This window comes from Janibacter limosus NBRC 16128, assembly GCF_001570985.1.
Taxonomy (GTDB): domain Bacteria; phylum Actinomycetota; class Actinomycetes; order Actinomycetales; family Dermatophilaceae; genus Janibacter; species Janibacter limosus.
In genome coordinates, this window is record NZ_BCSS01000012.1 from 67,593 (window position 1) to 84,529 (window position 16,937).

The following is a 16,937-nucleotide window of genomic DNA, read 5'->3' on the forward strand; positions in this document are numbered from 1 at the left end:
AGGGTAGTCAGGTGGGGTCCTCGGCGCGGACGCCGAGGTCGGCCATGAGGGGGCGGTGGGAGACGACGACGAGGAGCAGTGCGCACGGGACGAGTACGGCGAAGCCGATCGCCAGGTACCCGGCCGCGCCGATGACCCCACCGAGCACGAAGAGCAGGACGAGGGAGGCGAGCATGGCGAGCTTGGGCGCGTTGCCCTCCACCGGGTCGAGGTCCGGCCTGCGGTCGCGGTAGACCAGCTTGCCGATCTCGATACCGATGTCGGTGATCATGCCCGTCACGTGGGTCGTGCGGATCTGTGCCCCGGAGATCTTGGTGATGATCGCGTTCTGCAAGCCCATGGTGAAGCAGAGCACGGGGACGAAGACGAGCTCGCGCCACGAGGCGGTGAGCTCCTCCGCCAGCAGCCCGAAGACGAGCATGAGCATGCCCTCGAGGAGCAGGACGTTGGCATAGCGACCGCGCAGGGCACGTCGTCGGCCCCAGTTGAAGATCACCGCGCAGGCCATGGCCCCGGAGATGAAGCTGACGACCGAGAGCAGGCCCACCCCGACGAGGTAGTACTCACCGAGGACGAACTGGTCGGCGACCTGGGCGCTCACCCCGGTCATGTGCGAGGTGTAGAAGGCGACGGCGACGAACCCGACGCTGTTGAGGATCCCGGCGACGAGCGCCAGCAGGCTCGCGAGCTGGTGGTTGAGCGATGGTGTCCGCTCGGGACCGGCAATCCGGTCGAGGTATCCAGCTCTGCTCATGGGTGCAGCGTAGGTCTCACTCGCGGGGTGCCCTGCTGCGGATGTGCTCGGCCAACGTGGCAGCGAGCGTCTCGGCGTCGCCTTCCTCGAGGAGGTCGAGGAGGTGGTCGTGCTCGCGGGCCAGGGCGAGCATGTGCTGCTGCGGGGTGGGTTGCCCCAGGCGTGCGAGGCGGACGAAGGCACCGAGCTGATCGAGCAGGAGCATGAGCGTCGGCATCTGCGCCACCTCGGCGAGCGCGCGGTGGAAGGCCTCGTCGGCCTCGAGGAAGGCTGCGGCGTCCTCTCCCTTCGCGTGGCGTCGCTGCCGGCTCACCAGTGCGCGGAGCCGATCGAGATCCTCATCGGTGCGGCGTAGGCAGGCCTGCTCGGCCGCCGCGCTCTCGAGCGCGACGCGCAGGGCGACGACCTCACGGCGGTGCTCGGGCGAGATGTCGACGACCTGCAGCTGACGTCGGGGTCCGGGGACGAGCAGGCCCTCGCTCGTCAGGGCACGCAGCGCCTCCCGCACCGGGGTGCGGGAGACGTCGTGCTGGGCGGCCGTGGTGACCTCGTCGACCGGAGTCCCGGGTGCGAGGCGCCCGGCGAGGATGTCGTCGCGCAGCGCGGCGTGGAGACGGCCCGCCTTGGTGGGGGACGAAGGGGAGGTCGTCACCTGATCACTTGGCGAAGATCATCGACTCGTCGGCGAAGGCCTTGAACTCCATGGCGTTGCCGGAAGGGTCGAGGAAGAACATCGTCCACTGCTCACCGGCCCGGCCCTCGAAGCGCAGGTAGGGCTCGATGACGAACTGTGTGCCTGCGGCCTTGAGCTTGGCCGCGAGGTCGTGGAAGGCGTCGTAGGTCAGGACGGCGCCGAAGTGGGGGACCGGCACCTGGTGCTCGTCGACGGGGTTGTGCCCGGCGGGCCCCGGGGAGCCGTCGGCCGTCTGGTGCGTGACCACCTGGTGGCCGTAGAAGTTCCAGTCCACCCACAGGGTGTCGGAGCGGCCCTCCTCGAGACCGAGGACGTTGCCGTAGAACTCGCGGGCCGCGGTGATGTCGTCGACGGGGATGGCGAGGTGGAAGCAGGGGCGGGTGGTCATGGAAAGGGTCCTCCTGGGGGAGCGGGATATCAATGTATACATCAGGATAGCTTGTACACAACACCCGAGGAGGGCCCGGTCGGTGGGGTTCCTGGTCGAGCCGGCAACCAGGGTCACGGCCGCTGCGATCTCCTCGCCGAGCTCTGGGTGGTTGATGAGGATCTCGCCGGCCTCGCCGTCCGGCAGTGGCCGCCCGGTGTCGTCGGCGACGCGCAGCTCGACGTCCTGGACCGGCACCCCGATCGAGCCCGCCGTGCGGGGGATGTGCGGGTGGTTGAAGCAGGCGACGGGCGAGCTCTCGGAGAGGCCGTAGCGCTCGAGGATCATGCAGTCGAAGGCCGCCTCGAAGGCCCGCAGCACCTCCACGGGCAGCGGCGCCCCACCGGAGATGCAGGTCCGCACGGTCGTCAGGTCCGCGTCGCCATCGGCCGCGTGCAGCATCGCCGAGTACATCGTGGGCACGCCCTCGAAGACGGTCACCCGGTCGTGGGCGATGGCCTGCAGGGCCTTGGCCCCGTCGAAGCGCGGGACCAGGGTCAGGCACGATCCGGCCTGCACCGAGGCGTGCAGCCCGCAGGTCAGCCCGAAGACGTGGAAGAGCGGCAGGCAGCCCATGACGACGTCCTCGGGGTCGACCTCGACGAGCGTCGTGCGGGTGATTGCTGCGTTGCCGCGAGGAAACATGTTCTCTCGCAATCTGCGTTGATGGCGTCGAACTGTTCGACCAGCGTGGGTGCGGAGTGGACGGCCCTGCATTGGGCGAGGGTCACAGGCCTCGCGTCACTGGCGGTCACAAAGGCGACCGGTGCGCACAAAAAAAGTCCTGAGCCGCGACACCGTGTCAACGATGTCGCGACTCAGGACAAGGGTCGGGGTGACAGGATTTGAACCTGCGGCCTCTTCGTCCCGAACGAAGCGCGCTACCAAGCTGCGCCACACCCCGAGCTGCTCACCACCTGCTCCAGGCGGCGACAAGGAAGGATAACCCAGTCGTCCGCCCGAGCAACAATCGGGCCCCTAGTCGCTCGTCGTGGCGCCCGCCGCGTCAGTCGACTGCGTCGTCGAGTCGGTGGTCCCCTCCGACTCAGAGGTGCTCGTCGTCTCGGGCTCTGGGTCGACCGGTGCCGGCGCATCGGTGGTCGGCGTCCACGAGGACGTGGGCTCCGGGGTCCATGCCGGCGGCGCGGTCGTGGTCGGCTCGGGGGTCCACGTCGAGGTCGTGGTGGGCTCGGGGGTCCACGACGGAGTCGTCGAGGTCTGCTCGCTCGTCGTGATGGTGCTCTCTGGGGACGAGGTGGTGCTCGACGTGGTGGTGCTCGAGCTCGTCTTCTTTTTCTTCGGCGACTTCGTGGCTGACGGGGTCGAGCTGCTCGAGAGGGTGGGTGCGGGTGGCAGGTCGACGGGGGGAGTGGCGTCGGCCACGGCCCACGTCGAGGCGCCCCCGGCGAAGACCACGGCTGCGGTCAGTGCCGCGACCTCCTTGGCGTTCACCGCGCCACCTCCTCGGAGACCAGTGTCATGAGGGTGGCCTCCGGTCGGCAGGCGAAGCGCACGGGCGCGTACCGCGAGGCGCCCAGCCCGGCCGAGACGTGCAGCCAGGCCGCGTCGGCAGGTTGTGTCGTCGTGGCGCCGGCCCCGGGCCACCATCGGGAGACTCCCTTCGCCCGGCCGCGGTCGAGGTCGCAGTTGGTGACGAGTGCACCGACGCCGGGTACGCAGAGCTGGCCCCCGTGGGTGTGGCCAGCGATGACGAGCCGCGCTCCGTCGGCGGTCATGGCGTCGAGGACCCGCTGGTAGGGAGCGTGGGTGACCCCGATGGTCGTGGCGACCGGGTCGGCCGGGGCACTGACGGACGCGTAGTCGTCGCGCTGGATGTGTGGGTCATCCACCCCGACGAGGTCGAGGCGTTGTCCGCCGATGTCCATGCTGGTGCGCGCGTTGTCCAGGTCGGCCCACCCTCGTGAGGTCATCGCGGTCCGCAGCTCGTCGGTCGGCAGGTCCACCCGCTCGCCCGTGACCTTGGCGTGGCCCTTGGTGAGGTAGCGGGCAGGGTTCTTGGGCGTCGGCGCGTAGTAGTCGTTGGATCCCATGACAAAGGCTCCCGGCCGCTCCAGGAGCGGGTCGAGCGCCGAGATGGCCGCGGGCACTCCCTGCAGGTGGCTCAGGTTGTCGCCCGTGTTGACCACGAGATCGGGCTCGAGGGCGGCGAGCCCACCGATCCAGTCCGTCTTGAGGCGCTGACCCGGGACCATGTGGATGTCGCTCACCTGCAGCACGCGCACCGGCAGGGAGCCCGGCCGCAGGATCGGCAGGGTGTAGCGACGAAGGGCGAACAGGCGCGGCTCGACGAGCGTGCCCCAGGCCAAGGCGGTGCCTCCGGCGGCGGCAGCGCCGGCCAGCAGACGAGCGGAAGGGGGGAGGGTCACGGGACCATCTTCGCAAAGGGAAGGGCGGAGCGGGTGGACGCTGCGACAATCGGTCCATGACCGACACCCTCAAGACCACCCTCCAGGACGATCTGCATGCCGCGATGCGTGCCCGTGAGGCGGTCACCGTCGCCACGCTCCGCATGGCGCTGACGGCGATCAGCACCGAAGAGGTCTCCGGCACCTCGGCCCGCGAGCTCAGCGACGAGGAGACGCTCAAGGTGCTGGCCAAGGAGGCCAAGAAGCGCAAGGAGTCATCGTCCGCGTACCGCGACGCCGGGCGTCCCGAGCTGGCCGAGCGGGAGGACGCCGAGCTCGTCGTCCTCGAGGGCTATCTGCCCGAGCAGCTCGGTGACGACGAGCTGACTGCCATCGTCGACCGCGCCATCGAGCAGGTCGGGGCGACCTCGATGGGCCAGATGGGACAGGTCATGAAGGCCGCCCAGACCGAGGCCGCGGGCCGCGCGGATGGCGGAGCCATCGCGGCCAAGGTCAAGGCGCGCCTGGCCGGCTGACGCCGCGCGACATGACGAAGGCGGTGCCCACTCGGGGCACCGCCTTCGTCATGCTCAGTCCGTCGTCTTGGGTTTGGCCGTCTTCTTGGGCTTGTCCGGCTTCTTCGTCGTCTTGGGGCTCGACGTGGACTTCGATGACGGTTTCGACGTGGACGAGCTGGAGCTCGACGATGACGTCGAGGACGGTGGCGGCGCCTGGGTCGTCGTCACCGGCGGCGGCGGCGGGGGCGGCGGGGGTGGTGTGTACGGCGGCACCCCGGACGAGATGTACATCGTCACCGTCGCGCCCTTGAGGGCCTTGCCCTGGGGCTGGGTGTAGGCCACCGCACCGGCTTGGGCGTGGCTGGGGACCTGGTCGCCCTCCTTGGCCTTGAAGCCGGCCTTCTCGAGCTTTGCCTTCGCCTGTGTCGGCCCCATGCCGGCCACGTCGGGGATGGTGCGCAGGTCGCCGTCGACGATCTTGTCGCCGGGCTTCTTGAACTTCTTCTTCGGCATGTCCTCGGACGCGGCGTTCATGATGTCGCTCCAGATCGGTGCGGCGAGCGTGCCACCGAAGACCTGGGAGTAGTAGCGACCACCAAGGGTGATCCCGTCCATGTCGTACTCACGGATCGGGGAGCCGACCCAGATCGCGGTCGACAGCTGGGGGGTGTAGCCGGCGAACCAGGACTGCTTGTGGTTGTCGGTGGTCCCCGTCTTGCCGGCGGCCTGACGGCCACCGTCGAGGTCATTGCCGGCGGCGGTGCCACCCGGTTCCAGCGGGCCGAGGAGGAGCTGGGTGACGCCCCTGGCGACGCCCTTGTCGATGACCTGCTTGCACGGCGGGGCCTTGATCTTCATCTTCTTGCCGTTGGCCGTCGTGATCGACTCGATCGGGTTGGGCGGGCAGTACTTGCCGTCCGCGGCGAGCGTGGCGTACGAGGACGCGAGCTGAAGGGGGGAGGTCGAGTCCGAGCCGAGGACCAGGTTGGAGATGGCGTAGTCGTCCTTGACCTTCTGGCCGTTGGCGTAGCTGAGCCCGTAGGGCAACCCGTAGCCGTCGGTCAGGCCCATCTTCGACATGACCTTCGGGATGTTGCACGACCCGACGTCGGAGGCCAGCTGGGCGAAGGCGGTGTTGATGGACTTCTTGGTCATCTCGGCCAGGGTCATCGTGCCACCGACCTGGTAGTCGTTGGAGACGCGCCATGGTTCGCTCGTGCTGCACTTGGACTGGAACTCGTCCTTGGTGAAGACGTGCGGGTTCTTCACCCCGGCCGAGGGCGCGTTGACCGTCGAGGAGAGCGGCTTGCCCTTCTCGAGGGCTGCGACGAGGGCGTACATCTTCGCGGTCGATCCGATGGCGAAGCCGTTGGTGCCGCCGTACTGGGCCGGCACGCTCCATGCCTGCTCGGAGTAGGTCGTCGACGCCTTCTTCAGGCCTACCTTGTAGGTGGAGGTCTGGGCGATGGCGCGGACCTTGCCGGTGCCGGGCTCGACGAGGGCGCCGGCGCCGCCGAACTTCTCGGTACCGCTCGGGACCCGCTCGGTGAGCTCCTTCTTGAGGTCCTTCTGCCAGTCGCGCCGCAGCGTGGTCTTGATCCGCAGCCCGCCGGTGTTGACCGCGAGCATGCGTGCGTCGGGGTCAGGGCCCAGCTCAGGCATCTGCCGCAGGTACTGGATGACGTAGTTGCAGAAGTAGGGGTCGGCAGCCTTGGAGCAGGTGCCGCCCTCGTTCTTCTTGATCTTGAGCATGTCCTCGACGTCCACGGTCTTGGCCTTGTCCGCCTGCTCCGGGGTGATCATGCCCAGCTGCTGCATACGGGTGAGAACGAGGTCCCGTCGCTCCTGGACCTCGTCGGGGTTGGTGCGCATGTTGAGGCGGCTGGGGGACTGGACGACACCCGCGAGAGTGGCGGACTCCCCGATGGTCAGCTCCTTGGCGCTCTTGCTGAAGAAGTGGTTGGCCGCAGCCTCGACCCCGTAGGCCTGGTCGCCATAGAGCGCGAGGTTCAAGTACCCGGAGAGGATCTGGTCCTTGGTGTGCGTCTTTTCGACGTTGAGCGCGTACTTCAGCTCCTGCAGCTTGCGGCTGTAGGTCTGCTCAGTAGCGGCCGCGACGCCCTCCTTGTCGCCCTCGCGGACGGCCTTTTCCTGCAGCATCAGCTTGACGTACTGCTGGGTGATCGAGGACCCACCCTGGGTCTGACCGCTGGAGGCGTTGGAGACGAGGGCGCGCAGGGTTCCGCGCACGTCGATGCCCCCGTGCTCGTAGAAGCGGCTGTCCTCGATGGCCATCTGCGCCTTGCGCATCCACGGCGAGACCTTGCTCAGCGGGACGACGATGCGGTTGGCGTCGTAGGGCGTGGCCAGCAGCTTGCCGTCAGCGGAGTAGATCTTCGACTGCTGGGCGAGCGGGTTGGCGGTGAACTCGTCGTCGAGCTCGTTGAACCCACTCGCGGTCGACTTCGCGGCTCCACCCGTCGCACCGGCGAGGGGGATGGCGATGCCGGCACCCACGAGTCCGATCCCGACGGCCACGGCCAAGAAGGCGCCGAGGAGTCGGAAGAGGTGCGGCATCCGGGAGTCAGACATGCGAAACAGGGTAACTGCGCAAACTGTGCGGTGCCTGCAGGCGCGAGGGCCGGTCACCCTCCGGCGAGTGACTCACCGATCTCACGCAATCCGGCCAGGTCGTGGATGTCGACCGCATGCGCGGGGACGGTTCCGAGGGGGACTCCCGGGTGCGAGGTGCGAAACCGGGTGACGAGGCCACGATGGCGGGCCGCGGTCTCCGCGACCTCGGCGTGCACACGCAGCACAGCGGCGGCGAGGTCGTGCCCGCCCAGCTCGTCGAGCTGCACGGCGGCATCCTCGGCCCGGCCTGCGCCCATCTGCTTGGCGGCGGCGACGTGGACGCGGTTGACGAGCACGCCCGCCAAGGGCATGCGGTCGCTCGCCAGACGCTCGATGAAGAACCCGGCCTCGCGCATCGCGTCCCGCTCCGGGGCGGCGACGACCACGAAGGCCGTCTCGGGGCGGGAGAGGAGCGCGTAGGTCTCGTCGGCACGCTGGCGGAATCCGCCGAACATGGTGTCCATGGCGGCCACGAATGTCTGGACATCGCGCAGGAAGTCGCCTCCGAGGAGCTTGGTCATCACGCCGCTCGCGATCGAGACCCCGGCACTGAAGACCTTGACCGAGGCGCGCCCGCCCACCTTGGCCGGCGCGGTGAGCAGCCGGATGAAGCGCCCGTCGAGGAAGGAGCCGAGGCGGGAGGGCGCATCGAGGAAGTCCAGCGCGGATCGGGAGGGAGGGGTGTCGACGATGATGAGGTCCCAGTCGCGAGAGCCGTCAGCCATCTGTCCCCTCAGCTGCCCGAGCTTTTCCATCGCCATGTACTCCTGCGTCCCGGCGAAGGAGCTGGACACGGCGATGTAGAAGGGGTTGGCGAGGATCTGTGCCGCCTTGTCCGGGGTCGCGTGGGCCTCGACGACCTCGTCGAAGGTGCGCTTCATGTCGAGCATCATCGCGTCGAGAGAGCCTCCCGCCGAGGTGTCGAGGCCGACGACGGGGCGAGGCGTGTTGTCGAGCTCCTCGAGACCGAGCGACTGGGCGAGCCGACGTGCCGGGTCGATCGTGAGGACGACCACGCGCCGTCCCTGCTCGGCGGCCCGCACGGCCAGTGCCGCTGCGGTCGTCGTCTTGCCGACGCCACCGGAGCCGCAGCAGACGATGATCCGTCGCTCGATGTCGCCGATGACCGCGTCGAGGTTGAGCACGGGCCCGTGGTCGGTGGCCATCACAGACCTGCCTGGTCGGCGAGGGCATCCGCGAGCAGGCGCAGCTCGCCCGACTCCACGCCGTCACTCATGTGGGGCAGGACCCGGATCGGGACATCGAGCTCGCGGAGGACCACGTGCTGCTCGGCCTGCAGCCGAGCGCGCTCGACGTGGTCAGCGCCCTCCTGCAGGAGCCCCCCCAGCAGTGCTGGGCCGGTCTTCACACCGATGGCAGCCAAGGCGGACTCGAGGGCCTCGTGCACTCGCAGGTCACCGTCGGCGACTGCAGCGGCGTCCTCGTCCGCGACGAGTGGCTGGCGCACTCCGTTGGCGATGACCGACCCGACCCGAAGGGAGAGGGAGCCCAGCTCGTCGATGGCGTCGAGTGTCTCCTGCACGGGCATCTCCTCCAAGAGCGTGACGAGGTGGACGGCGGTCGCCGGGCTCTGCAACAGTCTCGTGATCGAGTCGGCCTGGTTGCGGACCGGGCCCACCTTGGCGACCTCCGACACCTCGGAGTTCACGTTGAGGAAGCGGCCGATCCGGCCGGTGGGAGGTGCGTCGAGGACCACGGAGTCGAAGACGGGGCGCTTCTTGGCTCCCTTGGTCGTGCGGCCGACCGCCTCGTACACCCGGCCGATGAGCAGGACATCGCGCACGCCCGGCGCGATCGTTGTCGCGAAGTCGACAGCCCCGACCTTTTCCAGGATGGAGCCGGCGCGCCCGAGCTTGTAGAACTTCTGCAGGTACTCCAGCAGCGCGGTCTTGGCGTCGACGGACAAGCCGATGACCTCGCCCCCCGACGGGTCCGTGACGAGAGAGCGCTCCTCGGTGCCCAAGGGGGCGACGTCGAGGATCTGCGCCAGCCCTTGCCGGCCCTCGACCTCGGCGAGGAGGACACGCTGCCCTTGGGAGGCCAGCGCCAGAGCCATCGCTGCAGCGACGGTCGTCTTGCCCGTGCCGCCCTTGCCGGTGACGACATGCAGGCGGACGGGGGAATCAGAGGGGCCGGTCACGCCTCACAGCCTACGAGTAGGGTGCCGACATGACCCAGTGGGAATACGTCACAGTGCCGCTCATCGTCCACGCGACCAAGCAGATCCTCGACCAGTGGGGCGAGGACGGCTGGGAGCTCGTTCAGGTCCTGCAGGGCGACGGGGGCAACCTCGTTGCCTACCTCAAGCGTCCCAAGGCCGCCTGATGGGCCGCATCGAGGCACGTCTCGCCGAGCTGTCCATCACCCTGACCGACCCGGCCGCCCCGGCCGGTGCGTACGTCCCGGCGATCGTCGACGGCAACCACGTCCTGACCTCCGGCCAGCTGCCGATGGTCGACGGTGCACTGCCGGCGACCGGGCACGTCGGGTCCGAGGTCGAACCGGAGCAGGCCAAGGACCTGGCGCGGGTCTGCGCGATCAACGCCCTCGCGGCGATCCGCTCCGCGATCGGTGACCTCGACAAGGTCGAGCAGGTCGTCAAGGTCGTGGGCTTCGTCTCCAGCGCACCGGACTTCACCGGTCAGCCAGGCGTCATCAACGGCGCGAGTGAGCTCCTCGGCGAGGTCTTTGGCGCGGCAGGCGAGCACGCCCGGTCCGCCGTGGGCGTTGCCGCCCTGCCGCTTGGTGCTCCCGTGGAGGTCGAGGTCACGGTCCGGATCAGCGACTGATGGCCCAGCGCGACTTCCTCCTCGGCCCGATGCGCGAGGCTCTCCTGGGCATCGACGGCGAGCGGCCGGAGCCGGCCGAGCCGGCGCCGATCAAGCTGGCCTCGACCGTCATGCTCGTGCGTGACGACGAAGGCCCGCTCGAGGTCTTCATGCTCCGTCGGGTCTCGTCGATGGCCTTTGCGCCGTCGATGCATGTCTTCCCTGGCGGGGGAGTGGACCGACGTGACGCCGAGGACGAGCTGCCCTGGGCAGGACCCGCCGTTGAGGAATGGGCCGAGACCCTGGAGACCGACGAGGCCAGCGCTCGCATGCTCGTGGCGGCCGCGATACGCGAGATCTTCGAGGAGACCGGGGTCCTCCTGGCCTCTCCCGCCTCTGCGGCAGATGAGGTTCCCCAGCTCGACCCCGAGGTCTCCACCGACCTGCGCGCCAAGCTCGTCGCGCACGAGGTCGGCTTCGGCCAGGTCCTCCTGGAGCAACATCTCGTCCTGCGCAGCGACCTCCTGCGCTACCGCGCACACTGGATCACGCCGGAGGCCGAGCCGCGTCGCTTCGACACCCGCTTCTTCGTGGCCGCCGTGCCACAGGGGCAGGACCCCGACGGGGAGACCAGCGAGGCGGACCGATCCGAGTGGCTGCGTCCCGACGCAGCCGTCGCCGCCTTCGAGGACGGCGATCTGATGCTCATGCCGCCGACACTGGTCTGCCTCGAGCAGCTCGCCGAGGTGAGCACTGTCAGTGCTGCCCTCAACCAGGACTTCCCGATCGCTCCGGTCATGCCGCAGCTCGTCCGGACCGACGCGGGTCCCGCCATGCGAGCGCAGCTGCCATGAGCGCTGCTGTGGCTCCCGAGCCGTCGGCCCCCTTCGGTCAGTGGACAGGCGGCCAGATCACGCCGCACGCGCACTGCATCCTCCAGGGCAATCCGGGGCCCATGACGCTCGACGGCACCAACACCTGGGTCCTCCTGTCTCCGGGGGGTACCGAGGCGATCGTCATCGACCCGGGCGAGGACGAGGCTGCGCACCAGCAGCGGGTCGTCGACCACGTCACCGCACTGGGAGCTCGGGTCACCCGCATCGTGCTCACCCACGGGCACCACGACCACAGCGAGGGCGCCCCCCGGCTGGCTCGACTCACGAGCGCCCCGGTGCAGGCCGTGGGGCGTGGGCACGACGACCTCGCTGACGGCGACGTGCTGACGGCCGCCGGCCTCGAGGTCCGCGTCGTCGCCACCCCGGGCCACACCTCGGACTCGATCTCCTTTGCGCTCGCTGCAGACCACGCGCTGCTCACCGGCGACACCGTCCTCGGGCGCGGGACCACGATGGTCGCCCACCCCGACGGTGAGCTGTCTGCCTACCTCGACTCGCTCGAGCGCATCAAGGCGCTCACCGGGGACGGTGAGGTCGCCTCGATCCTCCCCGGACACGGGCCCACGGTTCCCGACGCCGCCGCCATGGTCGACTTCTACCGCGTCCACCGCCGCGAACGCCTCGAGCAGGTGCGGGCAGCGATGGCCGATGGCGCGGTTGACGCCGATGCGGTCGTGGCGAGCGTCTACGCCGACGTCGACAGGTCCGTGTGGCCCGCCGCGAAGCTGTCCGTGCTCGCGCAGATGAGGTTCCTCGAGCGCTGAGCCCGTCCTGAGCTTTTGCTCGGTCGCCGGCGAAAGCTGGTGCGGCCCTAAGGACGAAGCCGGCGGACGCACCCTTGGTCTCACGTCGTCCCGGAGGCCGGCTTCGCCCATGAGTCGGGCCGCACCCATCTTTCGTCGGCTTCTCGGTCGCTCACCTGAGTCGAGTTCAGCGATCGCTGGACATGACGAAGGCCCCGGACCATGTGGTCCGGGGCCTTCGGTGCGTCTGGGTCAGCGGGCGCGGCGCTGGAGGCGCTCGACGTCGGTGAGCAGCACAGCGCGGGCCTCGAGTCGCAACCAGCCACGGGACGCGAAGTCGGCCAGCGCCTTGTTGACCGTCTCGCGAGAGGCGCCGACGAGCTGAGCGAGCTCCTCCTGGGTGAGGTCGTGGGCGACCATGACGCCCTCCTCGACCGGGCGACCGAAGCGCTGGCTGAGCTCGAGGAGGGCCTTGGCCACGCGGCCCGGGACGTCGGTGAAGACGAGGTCCGCCAAGTTTTCGTTGGTGCGTCGCAGGCGCCGTGCGAGTGCCGACAGGAGCGTGCCTGCGATGCGGGGGTGGGCTCCGAGGAGCTGGCTCAGCTGCTCGTTGCCCAGACCGATGAGCTGCGTCTCCGCCACGGCCGTCGCGGTGGCGGTGCGTGCCCCCGGGTCGAAGAGGCTCAGCTCGCCGAGCATCTCGGACGGGCCGAGGATCGCCAGCAGGTTTTCCCTGCCGTCGGTGGAGGAGCGACCGAGCTTGATCTTGCCCTCGGTGATCACGTAGAGACGATCACCTTGGTCGCCCTCGTTGAAGAGGACGTCCCCGCGTTCCATGCGCACAGGGGTCATCGTCGCCATCACCTCAGCGGCGTCGGCGTCGTCAAGGGTCGCGAAGAGCGGGGCGCGGCGTACGACATCGAGGTTCACAGAGGGCAGTGTGCCATGTCACCTGCGCAGAGGGGGGCCTAGGCTGCGAGGGTGTCTGTCGTTCGCGAGGAGTCCCCGCTGGCCCTGACCCGTCGAGCGCGGCGGATGTATCGCACTCTGCACCAGCGCTATCCCTACGCGCACTGCGAGTTGGACTTCGACAACCCGCTGCAGCTCCTGGTCGCCACAGTCCTGTCCGCGCAGACGACCGATGTCACGGTCAACAAGGTGACACCGGCACTCTTCGCCCGCTGGCCCACGGCAGCCGACCTCGCAGGCGCGGACCGCGCCGAGATGGAGGAGGTGCTGCGCCCGACCGGCTTCTTCCGGGCCAAGACCAACTCCGTCCTCAAGCTCGCAGCCGTCCTCGTGGACCAGCACGACGGAGAGGTTCCCGGGCGGCTGCAGGACCTCGTCAAGCTCCCCGGTGTGGGCCGCAAGACGGCGAATGTGGTCCTGGGCAATGCCTTCGGCGTCCCCGGGATCACGGTGGACACGCACTTCGGCCGGCTGGCCCGCCGCATGGGGTGGACTGACGAGGAGGACCCGGTCAAGGTCGAGCACGCCGTGGGCGAGCTCGTCCCGCGCAAGGACTGGACGATGCTCAGCCACGTGCTGATCTTCCACGGGCGACGTACCTGCCACGCCCGCCGTCCGGCCTGCGGCGCCTGTCCCGTGGCGCAATGGTGTCCATCCCACGGCATTGGTGAGACCGATCCTGACAAGGCCGCCCAGCTGCTCAAGTACGAGCTGGCTCCCGGCGCCCAGCCGACGAAGGGAGAGGCGTGAGCACTCAGTCCGACCCGCCTTCCTGGTTGCTCGGGGCCGAGGCAGCCCTGCATGCCGACCTGCCCGGCTGGTTCAGCCAGTTCGCGCCCCCGAGTGACCCGCCACGCCGCTCCGCCGTGCTGATGCTCGTCGGGGAGAGCGACCTCCACGACGGGCACGACATCGTGCTCACGGAGCGCTCGGGGAGTCTGCGCAGCCACGCCAGCCAGGTCTCCTTCCCCGGCGGCAAGCTCGACCCCGGTGAGACGTCGGTCGACGCAGCCCTGCGCGAGACGTGGGAAGAAGTCGGCGCGGAGCCAGCAGGCATCGAGGTCGTGGGGTCCTTCCCCGACCTGTGGCTGGGCCCGAGCGAAAACGCCGTCACGCCTGTCCTCGGCTGGTGGCGCGACCCCGGCCCCCTTCGCGTCGTGGACCCGGGGGAGGTGGCCCGCGTCGAGCGGATCCCGGTCGCCGACCTTGTCAACCCGGCCAACCGCTTCATGGTCAAGGGGCCCAGCGGGTACACCGGTCCGGGGTTCGAGGTGGCCGGGCTCTTCGTCTGGGGGTTCACGGCGCAGCTGCTCAGTGTGCTGCTCGATGCGGCCGAGCTGACCCAGCCGTGGGACGACTCCGCGCATCGACGCCTGCCATGGCGCTTCGTGCGTCAGTACCTCACGCGCTCGGTTGCACGGCGGCCAACCACTCGATGAGTGCCCGGTTGGTCTCCTCCGGCGCCTCCTCGGGCACGAAGGCGCCGACCCCGGGCAGGCTGCGCACGGACAACGGGCCGGAGACGTGTCGCTCGCACTCGGCGGCCATCGTGGTGAGCGAGGTGGGGTCTTCCGCCCCGTGCAGGTGGAGCACCGGGACGTCGATGCGCGACTTGACCCGCTGGAGGTAGCGCAGGCCTGTGGGGTTGAACCGGCAGCGGTAGAACCACCGGTGGTACTCGGCCGCAGCCACCCCGGCGAAGGGAAGGGCCATCGCCTCCGTATAGCGCTCGGCGACTTCATCGGTGATCCAGGAGTGGTCGGGACCCGACCACTGCCGCAACCGGCGGGCGACGCTGACCGACTGGCGCTCGGAGGCGAAGGGGGTCTGCATGGCTCGCAGGTAGCGATTGGCTCGCCACTGGACCGGGTGGCGCCACATCGCGTGGTGGAAGACCGCCGGGTGCGGCATGCCGATCGGCGCGATCGCGGCGGTCACCTCCGGGTGGTGCGTGGGCATGCTCCAGACAAAGGTGGCGCCGAGCCCCAGCCCGACGAGAGCAACCCGCTCAGCACCGAGGCTGCGGATGATGGCTGCCAGGTCGTCGCATGCGGTGGGGGCGTCGTAGCCCGATGGTGGTTTGTCGCTCGCCCCGAAGCCGCGCAGGTCGACGGCGACGGCCCGGTACCCGGCGGCGGCGACAGCCGGGAGCTGGTCACGCCAGCTCCACCAGTACTGCGGGTACCCGTGGACGAACACGACAACGGGCCCGGTTCCCGTCGACGTGACGTGGAACCGGGCCCCATTGGCCGAGACGAATCGGTGCTCCCACGGGCCGTCGACGAGCGCGGCCGCGGCGTCGGGCGGGTTCAGCTGCCCGGCTTGATGGCGGCGACAGTCTCCTGGGCATTGCGGATCGCCCTCTGCGGCACGGTGTTGGCCTTGGCCTTCTTCAGCGCCTTGAGTCCGATGAGTCCGGCGACGGCCGCGAAGATGAAGAGCACCACCGTGATGATGAGGTAGCCGGCCCACACGGGCAGCCAGACTGCGATGACCTGGGCCAAGGTGTGGAAGAGGAAGATCAGGCCGAGCAGCCCGAGGAAGGCGGCGACAGCGAGGAGGGCCGCTCCCTTGCCTCCGAAGGAGAGGCCCTTGGTGACCTCGGACTTGGCGAGCTGGATCTCGCTCTGGACCAATGCCGAGATGTCGTGCGACGCGTCTGCCACGAGCTGGCCGACCGAGCGCTCGGCCTCGCCCGGAGCGGGCTGACCGACGAGGCGCCGGGTGGCGGGGTCAGTGCTAACGGTGCGGGCCTGATCGTTGCTCATGCTGCTCCTGGTCGATATGTGTGTCGAGCGGCCACCAAGGGTGGCCCGTGGTTCTCGCTGTCACCCTACCCACGAGTCGCGTCAACTGAGGGAACGTACGGCTTTGGAGGCCTCCGCCTCGGTGATCGCGAAGGGAGGGCGACGCACGGGGGAAGTTGTGGTGAACCTTGTCCGGATCGGCCTCCGTTGCGCCTCGGTACCGGCGGATCCGGGCCACCATCGGGGTATGACGTACGGCGAGGAGTCGACTCCGCTGGCCATCGGTCACCGAGGTGGTGCCGGACTGGCGCCGGAGAACACGCTTGCGGCCTTCTCCAGGTCGACTGCGCTGGGACTGCGGTACCTCGAGAGCGATGTGAGGCTGACTGCCGATGGCCACCTCGTCTGCTTCCACGATGACGTCCTTGACCGTTGCACGACAGGCACCGGACGCCTGGGGGAGCGGACTCTTGCCGACTTGCACCGACGTGTCCGTGTCGCGGGTGTCGAACTAATCCCCACACTCGAGGAGGCGCTCGCTTCCTTCCCCGAGGCCTGCTTCACCGTGGACCTGAAGGACCGAGCCGCGATCGCACCGATGGCTCGTCTCCTCCAACGGCGGGACTATGCCGAGCGCGTGTGCGTGGCCGGTGCATGGGACGGCTGGCTGCAACACCTGGCCTCTCAGGTGCCCCACGTGCGAACGGCCTTGGGCTGGCGCTCGTTGGTGGCCCTGATCTCGGCTGCCAAGGCCGGCGTGCCGCCACCGGCTTCAGTCGTCCGCGGGCGCTTCGCCCACGTACCCATCCAGCTGGGTCGTCTGCCCATCCACTCGCCCGGGCTCGTGCGACGAGCCCATCGACTCGGCGTGCGGGTGATCGTGTGGACAGTCGATGACCCTGCGCAGATGCACGAACTGCTGGACATGGGGGTCGACGGGATCATCACGGACCGGCCCGACCGTCTCCGCTCGCTCATGATCAGCAGGGGGGTGTGGACTCCCATGGGCGGCGACTTCGCGACCCCCACGGACCGCATCCCCGAGCCGATCAGGTCCTGAGCGGGCAAAAACCGCGAAAAATCGGGCCAGTGCACCCTCCTGGCGAGCTGGGTGGAGAGTCGATTTGGCGCATCGCGCAGCAGTGATCTAATGTTCTCGATGTCAGCCCGAGAGGGAGGAACGGACACCAAGCGGAGGCTCTTGTAGCCGCCCCAGGCAGGCCGGTCCCGCGGACTGACTCTTCCACTCCGAGTCTGTGCCCAGGTGCTTTTGCGCCAGGAACACGGACTTGGAAGCACAGCAGCTCGACTGCTAGTGTCGGAGATCGCCGCAGGCGAGAAACCCGCTGAGATTCCTTGAGGAAGCAAGCGAGTTTGGCCCGCGTCGGTTCGAGTGGTAA

General features: G+C 69.1%; 19 protein-coding genes and 1 tRNA gene. 8 read left to right on the forward strand and 12 right to left on the reverse strand.

Annotated features, from left to right (window positions below; all coding sequences use genetic code 11):
* Positions 1-7: 7 nt before the first annotated feature.
* The 6 genes from JLI01S_RS06425 to JLI01S_RS06450 form a co-directional block, all read right to left on the reverse strand.
* A complete protein-coding gene (locus JLI01S_RS06425; protein WP_068261777.1) occupies positions 8-754 on the reverse strand; it encodes a YoaK family protein in 747 nt (248 codons plus the stop codon).
* Between the two features lie 16 nt (positions 755-770).
* Entirely contained in the window at positions 771-1,406 is a 636-nt protein-coding gene (locus tag JLI01S_RS06430; RefSeq protein ID WP_068261779.1) for a GntR family transcriptional regulator, read from the reverse strand.
* A gap of 4 nt (positions 1,407-1,410) precedes the next feature.
* Complete coding sequence (locus JLI01S_RS17445; RefSeq protein ID WP_245634540.1) at positions 1,411-2,520, reverse strand: AMP-binding protein; 1,110 nt, start codon at positions 2,518-2,520, stop codon at positions 1,411-1,413.
* A gap of 185 nt (positions 2,521-2,705) precedes the next feature.
* Positions 2,706-2,779 (reverse strand) — tRNA-Pro (locus tag JLI01S_RS06440).
* Between the two features lie 74 nt (positions 2,780-2,853).
* A complete protein-coding gene (locus tag JLI01S_RS16890) occupies positions 2,854-3,327 on the reverse strand; it encodes a hypothetical protein (protein ID WP_157074847.1) in 474 nt (157 codons plus the stop codon).
* Complete coding sequence (locus JLI01S_RS06450; protein WP_068261786.1) at positions 3,324-4,262, reverse strand: metallophosphoesterase; 939 nt, start codon at positions 4,260-4,262, stop codon at positions 3,324-3,326. The genes JLI01S_RS16890 and JLI01S_RS06450 overlap by 4 nt, the downstream gene beginning before the upstream one ends.
* 56 nt (positions 4,263-4,318) lie before the next feature.
* Between JLI01S_RS06450 and JLI01S_RS06455 the strand changes: the two genes are divergently transcribed.
* The gene (locus tag JLI01S_RS06455; RefSeq protein ID WP_068261788.1) at positions 4,319-4,777 is read left to right on the forward strand and encodes a GatB/YqeY domain-containing protein; all 459 of its coding nucleotides are present in this window, start codon (positions 4,319-4,321) and stop codon (positions 4,775-4,777) included.
* 54 nt (positions 4,778-4,831) lie between these two features.
* Here JLI01S_RS06455 and JLI01S_RS06460 read toward each other — a convergent pair whose 3' ends face one another.
* The 3 genes from JLI01S_RS06460 to bagA are packed head-to-tail and all read right to left on the reverse strand — an operon-like array spanning position 4,832 to position 9,554.
* Positions 4,832-7,351, reverse strand: coding sequence for a penicillin-binding protein (locus JLI01S_RS06460; protein ID WP_084349242.1), 2,520 nt, complete (start codon positions 7,349-7,351; stop codon positions 4,832-4,834).
* A 53-nt stretch (positions 7,352-7,404) separates the two neighbouring features.
* Positions 7,405-8,559: an ArsA family ATPase gene (gene bagB, locus JLI01S_RS06465; protein ID WP_068261794.1), complete on the reverse strand. Its 1,155-nt coding sequence runs from the start codon at positions 8,557-8,559 to the stop codon at positions 7,405-7,407.
* Positions 8,559-9,554, reverse strand: a complete 996-nt coding sequence (gene bagA / locus JLI01S_RS06470) for an ATPase BagA (protein ID WP_068261797.1) — start codon at positions 9,552-9,554, stop codon at positions 8,559-8,561. The genes bagB and bagA overlap by 1 nt, the downstream gene beginning before the upstream one ends.
* 29 nt (positions 9,555-9,583) lie before the next feature.
* Here bagA and sp36 point away from each other — a divergent pair, with 29 nt between their 5' ends.
* From sp36 to JLI01S_RS06485, 4 genes are read left to right on the forward strand one after another with little or no spacing between them, the layout of a single operon-like run.
* Entirely contained in the window at positions 9,584-9,739 is a 156-nt protein-coding gene (gene sp36, locus JLI01S_RS16895; protein ID WP_007926759.1) for a Sp36 family protein, read from the forward strand.
* The gene (locus JLI01S_RS06475; RefSeq protein ID WP_068261800.1) at positions 9,739-10,203 is read left to right on the forward strand and encodes a RidA family protein; all 465 of its coding nucleotides are present in this window, start codon (positions 9,739-9,741) and stop codon (positions 10,201-10,203) included. The genes sp36 and JLI01S_RS06475 overlap by 1 nt, the downstream gene beginning before the upstream one ends.
* On the forward strand, positions 10,203-11,036 hold the full coding sequence (locus JLI01S_RS06480; RefSeq protein WP_174521309.1) for an NUDIX hydrolase: 834 nt from the start codon (positions 10,203-10,205) through the stop codon (positions 11,034-11,036). Before JLI01S_RS06475 ends, JLI01S_RS06480 begins: the two co-directional genes overlap by 1 nt.
* Positions 11,033-11,842: an MBL fold metallo-hydrolase gene (locus tag JLI01S_RS06485; RefSeq protein ID WP_068261803.1), complete on the forward strand. Its 810-nt coding sequence runs from the start codon at positions 11,033-11,035 to the stop codon at positions 11,840-11,842. The genes JLI01S_RS06480 and JLI01S_RS06485 overlap by 4 nt, the downstream gene beginning before the upstream one ends.
* A 231-nt stretch (positions 11,843-12,073) precedes the next feature.
* Here the strand turns inward: JLI01S_RS06485 and JLI01S_RS06490 are convergent, their stop codons facing one another.
* Positions 12,074-12,751: a Crp/Fnr family transcriptional regulator gene (locus JLI01S_RS06490; RefSeq protein ID WP_068261806.1), complete on the reverse strand. Its 678-nt coding sequence runs from the start codon at positions 12,749-12,751 to the stop codon at positions 12,074-12,076.
* 51 nt (positions 12,752-12,802) lie between these two features.
* Here JLI01S_RS06490 and nth point away from each other — a divergent pair, with 51 nt between their 5' ends.
* Complete coding sequence (gene nth, locus JLI01S_RS06495; protein ID WP_068261808.1) at positions 12,803-13,540, forward strand: endonuclease III; 738 nt, start codon at positions 12,803-12,805, stop codon at positions 13,538-13,540.
* Positions 13,537-14,229, forward strand: coding sequence for an NUDIX hydrolase (locus JLI01S_RS06500; protein WP_084349244.1), 693 nt, complete (start codon positions 13,537-13,539; stop codon positions 14,227-14,229). Before nth ends, JLI01S_RS06500 begins: the two co-directional genes overlap by 4 nt.
* Here the strand turns inward: JLI01S_RS06500 and JLI01S_RS06505 are convergent.
* Positions 14,192-14,989, reverse strand: a complete 798-nt coding sequence (locus JLI01S_RS06505; protein ID WP_068261811.1) for an alpha/beta fold hydrolase — start codon at positions 14,987-14,989, stop codon at positions 14,192-14,194. The genes JLI01S_RS06500 and JLI01S_RS06505 overlap by 38 nt on opposite strands.
* A gap of 110 nt (positions 14,990-15,099) precedes the next feature.
* On the reverse strand, positions 15,100-15,558 hold the full coding sequence (locus JLI01S_RS06510; RefSeq protein ID WP_068261815.1) for a phage holin family protein: 459 nt from the start codon (positions 15,556-15,558) through the stop codon (positions 15,100-15,102).
* Between the two features lie 226 nt (positions 15,559-15,784).
* Between JLI01S_RS06510 and JLI01S_RS06515 the strand changes: the two genes are divergently transcribed.
* A complete protein-coding gene (locus tag JLI01S_RS06515) occupies positions 15,785-16,597 on the forward strand; it encodes a glycerophosphodiester phosphodiesterase family protein (protein WP_068261818.1) in 813 nt (270 codons plus the stop codon).
* Positions 16,598-16,937: the final 340 nt, after the last annotated feature.